General features: G+C 43.9%; 13 protein-coding genes. 12 read left to right on the top strand and 1 reads right to left on the bottom strand.

All coding sequences use genetic code 11. The annotated features are described in order from the left end of the window. The first annotated feature begins 15 nt into the window (after positions 1 to 15). Together ACFQV5_RS20840 and mgrA are read left to right on the top strand one after the other, a co-directional pair. A complete protein-coding gene (locus ACFQV5_RS20840; protein ID WP_379249598.1) occupies positions 16 to 774 on the top strand; it encodes an NAD-dependent protein deacylase in 759 nt (252 codons plus the stop codon). A 117-nt stretch (positions 775 to 891) separates the two neighbouring features. Beyond that, positions 892 to 1896: an L-glyceraldehyde 3-phosphate reductase gene (gene mgrA / locus ACFQV5_RS20845; protein WP_379249600.1), complete on the top strand. Its 1005-nt coding sequence runs from the start codon at positions 892 to 894 to the stop codon at positions 1894 to 1896. Positions 1897 to 1966: 70 nt separating this feature from the next. Here mgrA and ACFQV5_RS20850 read toward each other — a convergent pair whose 3' ends face one another. Continuing rightward, entirely contained in the window at positions 1967 to 2848 is an 882-nt protein-coding gene (locus tag ACFQV5_RS20850; RefSeq protein WP_379249602.1) for an AraC family transcriptional regulator, read from the bottom strand. 183 nt (positions 2849 to 3031) lie between these two features. Between ACFQV5_RS20850 and ACFQV5_RS20855 the strand changes: the two genes are divergently transcribed. From ACFQV5_RS20855 to ptsP, 10 genes are all read left to right on the top strand, one after another. After that, positions 3032 to 4210, top strand: a complete 1179-nt coding sequence (locus ACFQV5_RS20855) for a galactokinase (protein WP_379249604.1) — start codon at positions 3032 to 3034, stop codon at positions 4208 to 4210. 1 nt (position 4211) lies between these two features. After that, the gene (gene galE, locus ACFQV5_RS20860) at positions 4212 to 5201 is read left to right on the top strand and encodes a UDP-glucose 4-epimerase GalE (RefSeq protein WP_379249606.1); all 990 of its coding nucleotides are present in this window, start codon (positions 4212 to 4214) and stop codon (positions 5199 to 5201) included. Between the two features lie 43 nt (positions 5202 to 5244). Further along, positions 5245 to 6798, top strand: coding sequence for a UDP-glucose--hexose-1-phosphate uridylyltransferase (locus ACFQV5_RS20865; RefSeq protein ID WP_379251102.1), 1554 nt, complete (start codon positions 5245 to 5247; stop codon positions 6796 to 6798). A gap of 142 nt (positions 6799 to 6940) precedes the next feature. Continuing rightward, positions 6941 to 8104: an iron-containing alcohol dehydrogenase gene (locus ACFQV5_RS20870; RefSeq protein ID WP_379251104.1), complete on the top strand. Its 1164-nt coding sequence runs from the start codon at positions 6941 to 6943 to the stop codon at positions 8102 to 8104. Positions 8105 to 8263: 159 nt separating this feature from the next. Then, complete coding sequence (locus ACFQV5_RS20875; RefSeq protein ID WP_379249608.1) at positions 8264 to 8797, top strand: NfeD family membrane protein; 534 nt, start codon at positions 8264 to 8266, stop codon at positions 8795 to 8797. Between the two features lie 4 nt (positions 8798 to 8801). Continuing rightward, positions 8802 to 10334: a flotillin lipid rafts scaffold protein FloT gene (locus ACFQV5_RS20880; RefSeq protein WP_379249610.1), complete on the top strand. Its 1533-nt coding sequence runs from the start codon at positions 8802 to 8804 to the stop codon at positions 10332 to 10334. A 108-nt stretch (positions 10335 to 10442) separates the two neighbouring features. After that, positions 10443 to 11294: a glucose PTS transporter transcription antiterminator GlcT gene (gene glcT / locus ACFQV5_RS20885; protein WP_379249612.1), complete on the top strand. Its 852-nt coding sequence runs from the start codon at positions 10443 to 10445 to the stop codon at positions 11292 to 11294. Positions 11295 to 11578: 284 nt separating this feature from the next. After that, positions 11579 to 13651 (top strand): glucose-specific PTS transporter subunit IIBC, encoded by a 2073-nt coding sequence (gene ptsG, locus ACFQV5_RS20890; RefSeq protein ID WP_379249614.1) that lies wholly within the window; start codon positions 11579 to 11581, stop codon positions 13649 to 13651. A 41-nt stretch (positions 13652 to 13692) separates the two neighbouring features. Next, positions 13693 to 13968 carry an HPr family phosphocarrier protein gene (locus ACFQV5_RS20895; protein WP_379249616.1) on the top strand — a complete coding sequence of 92 codons (276 nt, stop codon included), beginning with the start codon at positions 13693 to 13695 and terminating at the stop codon, positions 13966 to 13968. Further along, complete coding sequence (gene ptsP / locus ACFQV5_RS20900) at positions 13961 to 15676, top strand: phosphoenolpyruvate--protein phosphotransferase (protein ID WP_379249618.1); 1716 nt, start codon at positions 13961 to 13963, stop codon at positions 15674 to 15676. Before ACFQV5_RS20895 ends, ptsP begins: the two co-directional genes overlap by 8 nt. The last annotated feature ends 32 nt before the right edge of the window (positions 15677 to 15708 follow it).

Raw genomic sequence — 15708 nt, forward strand, 5'->3', positions numbered from 1 at the left:
ACGGAGGTGCATGGAGTGGAGAATAAGGAAAAGGTCGAAAGATTAGCTACTTGGATAGAGGCAAGTGATTATATCGTTTTTTTTGGTGGAGCAGGCACTTCGACAGAAAGTGGTATTCCTGATTTCAGGTCTGCTGCTGGACTCTATCAAACAGAGCAGCATTCTCCGTACCCTCCGGAGGAATTGCTTAGTTATACGTTTTTTATGGAGCATCCTGAAGTGTTTTTTGATTTTTATCGTAGTAAAATGCTTCATCCTCACGCGAAGCCGAACGGCTGTCATAACCTGCTAGCCAGACTGGAGCAGGAAGGCAAGCTAAAGGCTGTCATTACACAGAACATAGATGGTTTACATCAGACGGCTGGAAGTACAGAGGTTTTTGAACTTCATGGCTCTATTTATCGTAATTATTGCATGGATTGCTCACGGTTTTATTCTTTACAAGAGATCATGGCGATCCAAGAGATTGTTCCTCGGTGTTTGGATTGCAATGGCATTATTAAGCCAGATGTCGTCTTATATGAAGAAGAATTAGACCAACAAGTTCTGACCCGCTCGGTCCAGGAAATTTCAACAGCAGATTTGTTGATTATTGGAGGTACTTCGCTTACGGTGCATCCGGCAGCGGAACTGGTGACCTTTTTTCATGGAAGTAAAGTAGCTTTGCTTAATGCAGATCCGACTCCTTACGATCATCGTGCTGGACTGCTTATCGCAGACCGTATAGGAAAGATCATGACAGAGGTTACTAACCTGCTTCACCCTAATCTTTAGTTTGGGAATATTGCTTATAGAATTATCTTGTAATCGTTTTCTTGTCAAAGGCGGTTTATACAAGCTAAAATAAACAATATTATAATTCATGCATTTTCAGAGAGGCAGGGATCGCAAGTGACATATGTAGCAAGCGAAGACCGCTATGAAGTAATGAAATATAACCGCTCCGGGCGTTCAGGTTTAAAACTGCCGGCTATTTCCCTTGGACTATGGCATAATTTCGGCGGTAATGATGCGTATGAGAACGGTAGGAGCATGATCACACGGGCATTCGATCTTGGGATCACTCATTTTGACTTAGCTAATAATTATGGGCCGCCTGCGGGATCGGCTGAAGAAACATTTGGCAAAGTGTTGTCACGGGATTTAAAACCATATCGTGATGAGCTGGTTATCTCCTCAAAGGCCGGATACTATATGTGGCCTGGACCTTATGGAGAATGGGGTTCACGTAAATATATGATTTCCAGTTTAGATCAAAGCTTAAAACGGATGGGACTGGATTACGTCGATATTTTTTATTCACACCGCATGGATCCTGATACTCCACTAGAAGAGACGATGATGGCACTGGATCATATTGTACGTTCAGGCAAAGCGCTTTATGTGGGGATATCTAACTACTCGCCCGAGAAGACGCAAGAGGCTATTACCATTCTGAAGAACCTTGGTACACCACTATTAATTCACCAACCGAGCTACTCCATGCTGAACCGTTCGATTGAAAATGGTTTGCTTGATGTACTTGAAGAGAATGGTGTAGGCAGTATTGCTTTTACGCCGCTGGCACAAGGGATGTTAACGAATAAATACTTGAACGGTATACCGAATGATTCTCGTGCTGCAAGTCCTTCGGTGTTCCTGAACGAGAACAATATTACACCGGAAATGCTTCGGAAAATTCGTGCTTTGAACCAGATGGCAGCAGCTCGCGGTCAAAGTCTGGCTCAGTTCGCACTAGCTTGGGCGCTGCGTGGTGGCCGTATAACCTCTGCTCTAATTGGAGCGAGTAAGGTTAGCCAGATAGAAGATAATGTGGCTGCACTGAACAACCTTGAATTCTCGAAGGAAGAACTCGACCGTATTGAGACTATTCTTAAAACTGAAAATGAAGGATAATAGCAAGTTTGTCAATTAAAGAGATACAGATCTAGTAGCCCGCTTTCCTATATGAGAAAGCGGGCTGTTTTTATTTACTGAGATGATTATGCGACGACGATGCGCCTATAATATCTCTTCGATAACTTGTTGGAGACTGACCGCAGAAGCGTTTGAACTGCCTTGAAAAATAAAGAGGATCCGTTAAACCAACCGACGCCGATACTTGCTCAACCGAAAGCTCGGGACGTTCACGAAGCAGTCGTTTGGCCTGATCGATTCTTAGTTTCAACAAATATGTCACGGGTGAGATACCTGTTTCCTTTTTAAAAATGCGAGACAAGTATGCTCGGTTATACCCAAGGCTTGTGCACATCTGTTCAATGGAGACAGGGTGTGCATATTGGGAAGTCATATAATTGATCATTTGTTTAACCGTTCGCTGGACCTGAGGCTCCGCAATAGTTAGCTGAAGAGGAGTACTAGTATGATTCATAATTTCAGCCCATATGAGATGCAGGTACCCAATTGCAGCCGTATGGGAACTTTCCTCTTTCGTATGAAAACGTTCCTGAATATGATGTATATAAGCTGGAACGTTACTTGTTTCAGTTGTATGAAGGACGGGGCAGTTCGGAAGAAAGCCAGCAGAATTCACTAAATCATGACTGGCCTCCCCTGAGAAGGCGACCCACCGATATCTCCACGGATCTGTGTGGTTAGATACATAGCTAACTAATTGATCCGGATGTATGAGGAAGCAGTCACCGGGCCCCAGATTATAAATCTCACTTTCAGTGCGGAATGTACCGTACCCAGATTCTATGGCGTGTAATAAGTAATAGTCATAAATTTTCGGTCCTAATGCATGATCTGGCTTGGTCTGGCTTTCGCCAGCAAATAGCACATTCAGCTTGCCTGAATCTGGAACAATTGGACTGGAGGCTACGGAATAACTTTCCTTTACGCTCATGGGTAAACCTTCCTTTTTATAGGATGTTTGACTTGGAAGAATGAAATTATATTACTTCCAGTTTACAGCGTAAGGTCACATTTATCCATATGTATCACACAAGACTGCATTACTCTATTCTTAGGAATCTTTTATACTAGGGATATCAGAACTACCATATGTACAGGATGGAGTGATTAACGGATGAATACAGAACAACTTACAAAGAAGTTCATGGAGAAATATGGTGACAACAAACATTCATACCGGGTGTTTAATGCACCAGGACGCGTCAATCTGATTGGCGAGCATTTGGATTATAACGGAGGCTATGTTCTTCCGGCAGCTCTTGAATTCGGTACAACCCTAGTTATTAGAGAACGTGATGACAAACAGATTTCTTTCGCCTCAACTAATATGTCTTATGAAGTTGTAGGTTCAATTAAAGATGATTTTAATAGTAAAAGCGATCAATGGACTGACTATCCGGTAGGAGTAATTAAGGAACTAGAGAAGATCGGAAAATCACTGACGAAAGGTTATGACCTCCTTTATCACGGCGATATCCCTAACGGGGCTGGCTTATCCTCTTCAGCTTCGCTTGAAGTTGTAACCGCTTATGCATTGCTTTCCATGGAAGGACATGAGACAGACACTGTGGAAATTGCGAAGCTGTCACAAAAGGCTGAGAACCTGTTTGTCGGCGTAAACTCTGGCATTATGGATCAGTTCGCAGTGGCAAACGGGCGCAAAGACCATGCTATTCTGCTAATGTGCGATACGCTGGAATACGAACTGGTTCCTTTCCAGACCGGATCATACAAAATTGTGATTGCAAATACGAACAAACGCAGAGGACTAGTAGACTCTAAGTATAATGAGCGCCGAAGCGAGTGTGATCAGGCACTTGAGATTTTACAAAAAGAAATCCCTGCACTTCAATATTTGGCCCAGCTGTCTCCTGACCAATTCAAAACGCTGCAAGACAGTATTTTGAATGAGACGGTTAGACGGCGTGCACAGCATGTTGTGGAAGAAAATCAACGGGTACTTGATTCGGTTAATGCATTGAAGAACGGTGATCTTGAGGCATTCGGGCAGTACATGAATCAATCTCATGATTCTTTACGCTATCTTTATGAAGTAACTGGAGATGAACTGGATGCAATGGTGGAAGAATTCCAACGTGAGTCAGGAACTCTAGGAGCTCGGATGACGGGGGCAGGTTTCGGCGGCTGTACAGTTGCGCTGGTACATGAAGATGAGGTTGATAAAGTTATTAAGGCGGTCGGAGGGGGCTACGAAACTAGAACCGGCCTCAAACCAGATTTTTATGTGTGCGGTGTTGGACATGGTGTGCATGAAATAAAGGAGGAGATTTAAGATGGCAATTCTAGTTACCGGCGGTGCCGGATATATCGGGTCTCATACTGTAGCTGAGCTTCTTGATCGGGGTGAGGAAGTTGTTGTGATGGACAGTCTGGAAACGGGACATCGTGAAGCACTGCTTGGAGGAAAGCTTTATGAAGGAGATCTTCGCGACAAGGCGCTTTTGAAAAAGCTATTCAGTGAAAATGATATTGATGCCGTTATTCATTTTGCTGCTAATTCTCTCGTCGGAGAAAGCATGAAGGATCCGGTAAAATACTATGACAACAATGTATACGGTACGCTGTGTTTATTAGAAGCAATGAATGAAGCTGGAGTTAAGAAGATCGTATTTTCTTCCACAGCTGCAACGTATGGTGAGCCGGAGAAAGTTCCAATTGATGAGAATGACCGCACCCAGCCGACGAATGTTTACGGCGAGACGAAATTGATGATGGAGAGAATGATGTCCTGGTTCGATAAGGTGCTTGGTATTAAATATGTATCATTAAGATATTTTAATGCAGCAGGCTCCCACGCTAGTGGCAAAATTGGTGAGGATCACCGTCCGGAAAGCCATCTAATTCCTCTGGTATTAATGACTGCATTGAAGCAGCGTGAGCATATTTCCGTGTTCGGTGATGATTACCCAACAGCTGATGGCACCTGTATTCGCGATTATATCCATGTAAGTGATCTGGCTGATGCTCATATGCGTGCCGTCGATTATCTGCGCCGTGGTGAGGATAGCAACGTGTTCAACTTGGGGAATGGCCTCGGCTTCTCGGTTAAAGAAGTCATAGAAACTTCGAAACAAGTAACAGGTGTAGATATTCCGGTTGTGATGGAAGCACGGCGTGCTGGGGATCCAGCAGTTCTTGTCGCTTCATCTGAGAAAGCTCGTAATGTGCTTGGATGGAACCCTTCTCGCAACAAACTGGAGGATATCATCGAGAGTGCCTGGAGATGGCATAACAGTCACCCGCAAGGGTATGGCGAGAACTAAGGGGGACATTAAGGTGGAAAATCAGACAGCAAGAACTCCCGAAATGGATGAAGCGCTGCATGCGATTGAGCGTTTAGTATTGTTTGCTTTGCGAAAGGGACTGATCCAAGAGGCGGATTATGACTACAGCCGCAACTTATTATTGGAGGATTTCGGTTTCAGTGAGCCATTTGCAGGTCAAATTAATGATTTGCCGGTTGAAGGACCACAGCAACTGCTGGATATTTTGATCGATTATGCTGCTGAAAATGGTCTCATCCCTGAGAATACGGACACGTATCGAGATCTGCTTGATGCTAAAATTATGGGGCGTTTGATGGCGCGTCCATCCGAAGTCGTCCATGCTTTCCGCAAGACGGAACAGGAGCAAGGAATCGAAGCGGCAACGAACGATTTTTATAACTTGTGCATCGATTCTAACTATATTCGTATGGACCGGATATCCAAGAATGAGTATTGGAAGCATGAGAGCTCTTACGGAGATATCGAAATCACGATTAACCTTTCAAAACCGGAAAAAAGTCCGAAGGAAATCGCTATGGCTAAGCTGCTTCCTCCACCTGTATATCCGAAATGTCAATTATGCCGTGAGAATGTTGGGTATGCTGGACGGATCAATCACCCAGCTAGACAGAATCTAAGAGTGATTCCGCTAGAATTGAATAAGGAGAAATGGCTGTTCCAATACTCTCCTTATGTGTACTATAACGAGCATTGTATTGTATTCCATCATGATCATATTCCAATGAAGTTAACGAAAGATACACTTGCTCGTTTACTTGGATTTGTGGATGCTTATCCACACTATTTCCTCGGTTCGAATGCTGACCTGCCGATTGTGGGCGGCTCCATTCTTACACATGATCATTTTCAGGGAGGACGGCATACTTTCCCGATTCAGAAAGCACCGAAGGTGGCCGGGTTCATTCATGATAAATATAAGGATGTTTCAGTCAGTATAGTGAACTGGCCGATGTCGGTGATCCGTTTATCTTCAAAGAACAGCAGTAACCTACTTGAATGTGCTAATGATATTTATGAGGCATGGAAAGGGTACAGTGACCCGTCGGTTGATATCGAAGCTTATAGCGAGGTTGAAGGAGAGCAAGTTCGTCACAACACAGTTACTCCTATCGCACGCCGGAATGCTGATGGCGGTTATGAGATGGACCTGGTTCTTCGTAATAATCGGACGAACGAGCAGTACCCAGAGGGGATTTTTCATCCTCACCGTGAAATGCATCATATCAAGAAAGAGAATATTGGTCTGATTGAAGTGATGGGTCTGGCAATCCTGCCGGGACGACTTAAATTAGAGTTAGAACAAATTGGAGATATTCTAGCCGGAGATACTGCCTTATACCAAGCTGCCCAATCAGAAGGGGATGCACTGAGAGTTCATCTTGATTGGATTGAACAGTTGAAAGAGCGTACGAATAACAATATTTCAAAAGATGATGCGATGGATTTGATCCGAAGCGAAGTCGGAACTATTTTCACAACAATTCTAGAACAAGCTGGTGTTTATAAGCATACGGAGGATGGCAGGGAAGCGTTCTGTCGTTTCCTGACAAGTATGGGATATTTGCCAGAGTAAAGCATAATTATGTGAACTTATATCATTCCTTATCAGTCGTAGTTTCCAACTGGAAATTGCGGCTGTTTTGTTTTGAGAGAACAGGGTAGTATAATTAAAATGTTATTATTATTATAAATAATTAATGGAGGTTGGAAAACGTATGGGGCCCTTTGAATTTTATAATCCGACCAAATTAATTTTTGGCAAAGGTAAATTGGACGCGCTGAAGACTGAAGTGCCAAAGTATGGGCAAAAAGTGCTTTTGGTGTATGGTGGAGGCAGCATTAAACGCAGTGGTCTTTATGATGAGATCATGTCATCACTCGGAGAAATCGGAGCAGAAGTAACTGAACTTAGCGGTGTTGAACCAAATCCGCGGCTCTCTACGGTTCACCGAGGAGTTGATCTGTGTCATAAACATCATATTGAACTGATTCTTGCGGTTGGCGGAGGCAGCGTTCTTGATTGCTCTAAGGCAATTGCTGTCGGTGCTAAGTACGAAGGTGATATGTGGGACTTTGTCGAACGTAAAGCTACTCCGAAGGATGCTTTGCCTCTAGGCACCGTACTGACAATGGCGGCTACTGGCTCAGAAATGAACGGTGGATCTGTTATTACGAATGAGGTGACGAAGGAAAAACTGGGTTGGGGCAGCATATTTGCTAACCCGAAATTTTCGATATTAGACCCTGTACATACATTCACTTTGCCCAAAGATCAAACGGTATACGGCATGGTGGATATCATGTCACATGTTCTGGAGCACTATTTCCACTTGGATACGAATACACCGATTCAAGATGGTTTTTGTGAAACAATCCTAAGGACAGTTGTCGAGACTGCACCACAGCTTATTGAAGATTTAGAAAATTTCGAACTCCGTGAGACGATTATGTACTGTGGTACGATGGCGCTAAACGGGATGATCAATATGGGGCTGCGTGGTGACTGGGCAACGCATAATATTGAACATGCTGTATCTGCTGTGTATGATATTCCTCATGGTGGAGGACTAGCGATACTATTCCCGAATTGGATGAAATACAATATCGATGTGAATCCAGAGCGCTTTAAGCGTTTGGCAGTTAATGTTTTTGGTATTGATCCTGCAGGTAAGACGGATAAGGAAGCTGGTCTCGAAGGAATTCAGGCTCTGCGTGATTTCTGGACTTCGATCGGTGCTCCTAGTACTCTTGCAGATTATGATATCGATGGAAGCGATATTGAAGTAATGGCGGATAAAGCAGTGAAATTCGGACCATTCGGAAACTTCCGTAAATTACAGCGAGAAGATGTTGTTGAAATCTACACAATGTCTCTCTAACAACGGCTGATGAAGAGCCTGCTTAGTGTAACTAGGCAGGCTTTTTGTTGTTTATTTCCAATCTAATCACATATACATAGGAAGATATTTGAAACGAAGTTAAACTTTCATACGTATTAATTGTTATATACAGTAAGGAGATACGAAGGAGGAAGCAACATGGAGGCGCTGTTTTGGGGATGTTTAGTCGGGGGCGTATTGTTCGCCATCGTGACAGTGTTACTCGGAGATGTTTTAAGCGGAGCTCTCGATGGAATGCTGGATTTTCTCTCGGTTGACTTTTTTAAACCGGTTGTTCTTGCCGCTGGAGTCACTGTTTTTGGAGGGGCGGGCATTATGCTCGAAAGATATACCGATTTATCCTCAATGCCGCAAGTGATTCTGTCTCTGCTCACCGCAATTCTGATATCGATAGCTGTATACTTTGGCTATGTGCGACCGATGGAGAATAGTGAAAACTCAACGGGTTTCTCTATCAAGGAGATGGCTGGACGAATCGGTGAGGTGACAGTTCCAGTACCTGCACAAGGCTATGGTGAAGTTATGGTAAAGGTAGGAGCAGGTAACACGCTACATATTGCCTCCAGCTTTGACAAAAAGCCTGTTGCCACAGGGGTCCGGGTAGTTATCGTGGATGTGGCTGAAGGTATCCTAAGAGTATCCGAACTGGAAGAACGAAAGGGAGATGATTAAGAACATGCCTGAATTTTTAGTTATTCCGTCTATTGTTGTAGGGGTTATTATCGTATTAGGGTTAGCTTTCTGGGCCCGTTACAAAACTGTTAGTCCGGATGAAGCGATGATTGTAACGGGATCTTTCCTAGGAAGCAAGCATATTTCAGATGATGAATCTGGCCGTAAGATCAAAATCGTCCGAGGTGGCGGAGCATTTATTTTACCGGTATTTCAACGCTCAGAATTCGTTTCTCTCTTATCACATAAGCTAGATGTGATGACACCGGAAGTATATACGGAGCAAGGTGTTCCAGTTATGGCAGACGGTGTAGCCATCATTAAAGTTGGTAGTTCTATTGAAGATGTAGCAACGGCTGCTGAGCAGTTTATGGGCAAACCGATTGAAGCACTGAAAGGCGAAGCCCAAGAAGTACTTGAAGGACATTTACGTGCGATTCTTGGATCTATGACCGTTGAGGAAGTGTACAGAAACCGTGATAAATTTGCTCAGGAAGTTCAAGGTGTAGCCGCACGTGATTTGAAGAAAATGGGGCTTCAGATCGTCTCCTTCACAATTAAAGATGTCCGTGATAAACATGGATATTTAGAAGCGCTTGGTAAACCGCGTATTGCAACCGTAAAGCGTGATGCTGAAATAGCCGAGGCAGAAGCGGTTCGGGATGCTCGTATTCAAAAGGCTCGTGCGGAAGAAGAGGGACAGAAAGCAGAGCTTTTGCGAGATACGAACATTGCTGAGGCAGCAAAAGAGAAGGAACTGAAAGTTGCTTCGTTTAAAAAGGATCAGGATACGGCGAAAGCCGAAGCCGATCAGGCTTATCATATTCAAGAGGCTCGTGCTAAGCAAACCATGGTAGAAGAGCAAATGAAAGTAGAACTCGTTCGGAAAGAGCGTGAGATTGACCTTCAAGATAAGGAAATCATGGTAAGACAGAAGCAATATGACGCTGAAGTGAAGAAGAAAGCAGATGCTGATCGTTATGCGGTTGAACAGGCTGCAGAAGCGGATAAAGCTCGTAGAATGCGTGAAGCAGATGCACTCCAATATTCCATCGAAACGCAGGCCAAAGCATCTGCGGAACAGAAACGACTTGATGGATTAGCAGTGGCTGATGCGGAACGTGCTAAAGGTACAGCAGAAGCAGAAGTTATTCGTCTGCGCGGTCTAGCTGAAGCGGAAGCCAAAGAAAAGCTGGCCGAAGCATTCAAAAATTATGGAGAGGCTGCGGTCCTCGATATTATTGTACAAATGCTGCCTGAGCTCGCAGGTAAAATCGCTGCACCGATCTCGGCTATTGATAAGCTGACGGTTGTTGATACGGGGAAAGGCGATGGAGCAGGAGCGGCACGGGTAAGCAATTATGTGACAGAACTGATGTCAACTGCACCGGAAATGCTAAAAAGTGTATCTGGCATCGACGTTGAACAGCTTATTCAAAATCTGACGAAAAGCCCTGCAGCACGAGTTCATAAGCCGATTACTGTGGAATCGGAACCTGTGGCGATGGAAGTCGGTGTAACTAAGGAAACCGAATAAATAATGTTAGGCAGCCCTGGTATATTATACTGGGTTGCCTTTTTTGCTGATTGAGTGGTTATCTGTTAATATTAGCGGGTAGATGTGTTATTAAAAGAGGTGCGTGATGTGAGCAGCCTACAGGTGGCTAAAGTATTAAATAATAATGTAATTATTGCTAAACATCCAGAGCATGATGAGGTCGTTATTATTGGTAAGGGAATTGGGTTCAATCGTAAAACGAAAGATTTGATCCCTCTATCCGCTGTGGAAAAAATGTTTATTTTGACCAAGCCTGAGGAACAGGAACAATATAAACAGCTCGTTCCACAGATTGATGAACCATTGATTGAAGCCATGAATGACATTATTCTTCATGCTTCTAAGTCGGGTTGTGGACCGTTGAATGAGCACATACACATCGCTTTAACCGATCATATTGCTTTTGCCATTAAACGGCATGCTCAGGGGCTTATAATTCATAATCCATTTTTGTATGAGACGAAGGAGTTATATCCTGAAGAATATAAAATGGCTGAATATGCGGTAGAAACCATTAAGAAACGACTTGGTGTGGATCTGGGTGAAGAAGAGGCTGGTTTCATTGCACTTCACTTTCATAGTGCGCTGACAAATCAGCATATTTCTGAGGTGAGAAAGTATTCTGTCCTTGTGTCTGACCTTGTTCAAGTGGTTGAAGATAAGCTGGAATATGTCATCCCTAGAGATTCGCTTGATTATTCTAGATTAATAACGCATTTGCGGTTTGCTCTGGAAAGAGTGCGCCGCGGAGAAGCGGTGGAAGAAACGGATTCACTTGATAGTCTCCTTAAACGTGAGTATCCAGAAATGTATGCTCTAGCTTGGAAGCTGACTAAAATGATGGAGCAACGTTTGAAAAAACCAATCTATGCTGCGGAAGCAGGATATTTGACGATTCATCTGCAGCGACTTGCTCAAAGGAAAGAGCAAAATGAATAATTGATGAAGATCCAAGAGATATGGTTAAAGTGCTTGAAAACCGAAAAAATGAGTGTTATAATACGATTCAGTAATTTAGCAGAACTTCAAATCAACGTGTGACTGATTCGATCAGGCATGAGTGTATAACAGGACATTTTTGGTTGTTTCTATGCTTTTATGGGTAATCTAATCCATGAAGATTTAGAATAACCGAAATCCTGGCGTATGCTCATGCCTTTTTTTTCGGTTTAAGGTTTTGCTACTCACCAAGCTCATACATCTAGAGAAAAAGGAGAAATACTATGTTTAAAAGGCTTTTTGGGGTCTTGCAGAGAGTCGGGAAAGCTCTCATGCTACCAGTTGCCATCCTGCCAGCAGCAGGATTACTACTAGGGCTTGGGAACATGCTGGTCAACCCTGACTTCCTTCAATATGTATCATGGCTAAATGCCCCTTGGGTTCAGTCGGTTGCAACTGTAATGATGAACGCAGGCCAGATCGTATTTACGAATTTGTCCTTGCTGTTTGCCGTCGGTGTTGCTGTCGGTTTGGCTGGGGGAGAAGGAGTCGCAGGTCTAGCAGCGATTATCGGTTACCTGGTAATGAATGTAACTATGGGTACCATTCTAGGTGTTACTCCATCGATGATCGGTTCCGACAATGCTTATGCTAGTGTACTTGGTATCCCTACACTCGCAACAGGGGTGTTCGGCGGTATAATCGTCGGTGTTTTGGCAGCGAGTATGTATCGAAGATTTTACAATATCGAACTGCCGTCGTATTTAGGTTTCTTCGCTGGTAAGCGGTTTGTACCGATTATGACAGCAGCTACTTCAGTTCTGTTGGGCTTGCTGATGACAATCATCTGGCCGCCAATTCAATCCGGGCTGAATACAGCTTCCCACTTCATGCTGGAGCAGAATCTGACACTCTCGGCGTTTATTTTCGGTGTTGTGGAGCGGGGATTAATTCCGTTTGGATTACATCACATTTTCTATTCACCGTTCTGGTTTGAGTTCGGAGATTATGTGAATCAGGCGGGACAGCTTGTACGCGGAGACCAGAATATTTTCATGGCTCAGCTTCGAGATGGTGTGGAATTTACCGCAGGTACCTTCATGACTGGTAAGTTTCCGTTTATGATGTTTGGTCTTCCAGCAGCAGCACTTGCGATTTATCATGAGGCTAGACCGGAGAATAAGAAACTTATTGCCGGTATTATGGGCTCAGCAGCTCTTACCTCTTTCTTGACAGGGATTACAGAGCCGCTTGAATTCTCATTCCTCTTTGTTGCACCGCTTCTGTTTGCGGTTCATGCGGTGTTTGCGGGTCTTTCTTTCATGACCATGCACATTTTGGGTACAAAGATTGGTATGACGTTCTCCGGTGGTTTGATTGACTATGTGATCTTTGGTGTAATTCCGAATCGGACCCCATGGTGGAATGTCATCATTGTCGGTTTGATAATGGCGGTAATTTACTACTTCGGATTCCGATTTATTATTCGTAAGTTCAATCTTAGAACTCCAGGACGTGAAGAGCCGACTGAGAATGAGGAAAGCTCAAATTCAGGAGGAAATAGCAAGAATGAGCTTCCATTTAACATCTTGACTGCACTTGGTGGACAGACAAACATTGCGCATCTAGATGCTTGTATTACACGTCTCCGGGTTGAGGTTAAGGATAAGAATAATGTGGATAAAGCTCGTTTAAAACAACTTGGTGCTTCTGGAGTACTAGAGGTGGGGAACAATATCCAAGCGATTTTTGGTACCCGATCCGATACCATTAAATCACAGATTCAGGATATTATTTCGGGTAAAACGCCTACTCCGTCTAATTCGGAACCTTCTAAGGAAACCGCGATCGAGGAGCCGGCAGTTGTAGAGCAACAGGCGGCACAAGATGGTGATGCTGTTATCCTTGAAGATATCGTCTCTCCAGTAAACGGAGAACTGATGGATATTTCGAATGTACCGGATCCGGTGTTCGCGGAGCGAATGACAGGTGACGGATTTGCGGTTCTGCCGCATGACGGAAAAATTGCCTCCCCAGTATACGGTAAAGTATTTAATGTCTTCCCAAGCAAACACGCGATCGGCATTATGTCGGATGGCGGAAAAGAAGTGCTTGTTCATATAGGTGTCAATACTGTTAAGTTAAAGGGACAAGGATTTAAAGTTCTTGTTAACGAGGGAGACCTTGTGTCAGCCGGCCAGCCGATTATGGAGGTGGATCTTGAGTATGTGAAGGAGCATGCGAAATCCATAATTTCTCCAGTCATCTTCTCGAATCTACCTGAGGGAGTTTCGGTGAAGCTGAATAAAACGGGTGTTGTTAAAGCGGGAGAACCCAATATTATTACAATTAAATAAATTGGGTAATTTTATTAAAAAGAAGAAAGAGGATGATAAACATGCAAAAAACATTCAGAATTATCGACGAAGATGGAATCCACGCACGTCCAGCAACAGCATTGGTGAACACAGCTAATAAATTTAAAGATACAGAGTCTTTCGCAGAAGCAAATGGTAAAAAAGTTACTTTGAAATCCATCCTGGGTGTTCTATCTTTGGGATTGGAACAAGGTGATACACTTACACTGATCTCGGAAGGAGCAAGTGAAAACGAGGCACTTACTGCACTTTCTGAAGTGATGATTAACGAAGGGCTGGGAGAAATCAATGAATAACATTAAGGGAATCGCGGCATCGGCGGGTATTGCCATTGCGCGTGCATTTACCTTAGAGCATCCTGATTATACGGTTACTTATCAGCAGACTGATGATGTGAATCGTGAAATCTCCAAACTGGATGCAGCACTTGATCAATCCAAAGCAGAACTGGAAGCAATCAAGGAGCGCACACGGCAGGAGATGGGGGAGAAAAAGGCTGAGATTTTCGAATCTCACCTTTTGATCCTTGAAGATCCTGAGCTGATTAGTCCTGTGAAGGACAAAATCGCCGCTGAATCGGTAACCGCTGAGTATGCTCTAAACGAAACAGCAACACAATTTATTCAGATGTTTGAGACAATGAAGAGTGCATATCTGCAAGAAAGAGCAGCAGATATGCGTGATGTAACGAAACGAATTCTTAAGCATCTTCTTGGTTTGAATCATGTAAGTCCATCAGAAATCAGTGAAGAGGTAATTGTTATTGCTGAAGATTTGACTCCGTCAGATACAGCACAATTGAATCGCACTTATGTTAAAGGCTTCACAACAAATATTGGTGGACGTACTTCACATTCAGCGATCATGGCACGCTCTCTTGAAATTCCTGCCGTAGTGGGAACGAAGAATGTTCTTTCCTTAGTAAAAGCAGGCGACCTTGTTATCGTGGATGGTCTGGAAGGTAATGTACTGATCAATCCTTCCGAAGAGATCGTAGCGGAATACAAAGCGAAGCAGGAAGCGTATGCTAAGCAGGTTGAGGAATGGAGAAAGCTGCGCAGTGAACCGACAGTTTCGAAAGATGGAGTTCATGTGGAACTGGCTGCTAATATCGGCACACCGAACGATGTGGCAGGTGTACTGGATAATGGCGGAGAAGGCGTTGGCCTTTACCGTACAGAGTTCTTGTACATGGATCGTGATAAACTTCCATCTGAAGAGGTTCAGTATAATGCGTACAAAACTGTACTTGAGAAAATGGAAGGTAAACCAGTTGTAGTACGTACGCTTGATATCGGCGGCGACAAAGAGTTGCCTTACCTTGATTTACCTAAGGAGATGAATCCGTTCCTTGGATTCCGTGCGGTTCGTCTCTGTCTGGAGCGTCAAGACATTTTCAGAACTCAGCTTCGTGCGTTGCTTCGTGCAAGTGTTCATGGCAACTTGCGAATCATGTTCCCGATGATCGCTACGCTAGGTGAATTCCGTGAAGCTAAGGCGCTTCTTGAAGAAGAGAAAGCGAAGTTAATTGCTGAAGGAACAGCCGTATCGGAGAACATTCAGCTTGGTATTATGGTGGAGATTCCATCAACAGCTGTGATGGCTGACCAGTTCGCGAAAGAAGTAGACTTCTTCAGTATCGGAACCAACGATCTGATTCAGTATACGATGGCTGCTGACCGTATGAATGAACGGGTATCTTATCTGTATCAGCCATACAATCCGGCTATTCTTCGTTTAGTAAAAATGGTTATTGACGCTGCTCATCGTGAAGGCCGTTGGGCAGGTATGTGTGGTGAGATGGCAGGCGATACAACTGCGATTCCTCTTCTGCTTGGTCTCGGTCTCGATGAATTTAGTATGAGTGCCACTTCAATCCTTCCTGCTCGTAGCCAAATCTCTCGCTTGTCCCGTGCGGATATGCAGGAACTGGCTGCAAAAGCGCTTGATATGCGCACAGCAGAGGAAGTTGTTGAGCTGGTGAATAAAGCAACTGCCGAGTAATACTAGGCTAGTTAATATTTCAAGTTTCGGAC

This window comes from Paenibacillus sp. GCM10028914 (assembly GCF_042666275.1).
GTDB lineage: Bacteria > Bacillota > Bacilli > Paenibacillales > Paenibacillaceae > Paenibacillus_AQ.

Coding starts and splice junctions, on each gene's coding strand:
- ptsP (WP_379249618.1), top strand. CDS start 13,961: ATGAATAACATTAAGGGAATCGCGGCATCGGCGGGTATTGCCATTGCG.
- ACFQV5_RS20850 (WP_379249602.1), bottom strand. CDS start 2,848: ATGAGCGTAAAGGAAAGTTATTCCGTAGCCTCCAGTCCAATTGTTCCA.
- ptsG (WP_379249614.1), top strand. CDS start 11,579: ATGTTTAAAAGGCTTTTTGGGGTCTTGCAGAGAGTCGGGAAAGCTCTC.
- ACFQV5_RS20855 (WP_379249604.1), top strand. CDS start 3,032: ATGAATACAGAACAACTTACAAAGAAGTTCATGGAGAAATATGGTGAC.
- ACFQV5_RS20895 (WP_379249616.1), top strand. CDS start 13,693: ATGCAAAAAACATTCAGAATTATCGACGAAGATGGAATCCACGCACGT.
- ACFQV5_RS20865 (WP_379251102.1), top strand. CDS start 5,245: ATGGATGAAGCGCTGCATGCGATTGAGCGTTTAGTATTGTTTGCTTTG.
- ACFQV5_RS20875 (WP_379249608.1), top strand. CDS start 8,264: ATGGAGGCGCTGTTTTGGGGATGTTTAGTCGGGGGCGTATTGTTCGCC.
- ACFQV5_RS20870 (WP_379251104.1), top strand. CDS start 6,941: ATGGGGCCCTTTGAATTTTATAATCCGACCAAATTAATTTTTGGCAAA.
- ACFQV5_RS20880 (WP_379249610.1), top strand. CDS start 8,802: ATGCCTGAATTTTTAGTTATTCCGTCTATTGTTGTAGGGGTTATTATC.
- galE (WP_379249606.1), top strand. CDS start 4,212: ATGGCAATTCTAGTTACCGGCGGTGCCGGATATATCGGGTCTCATACT.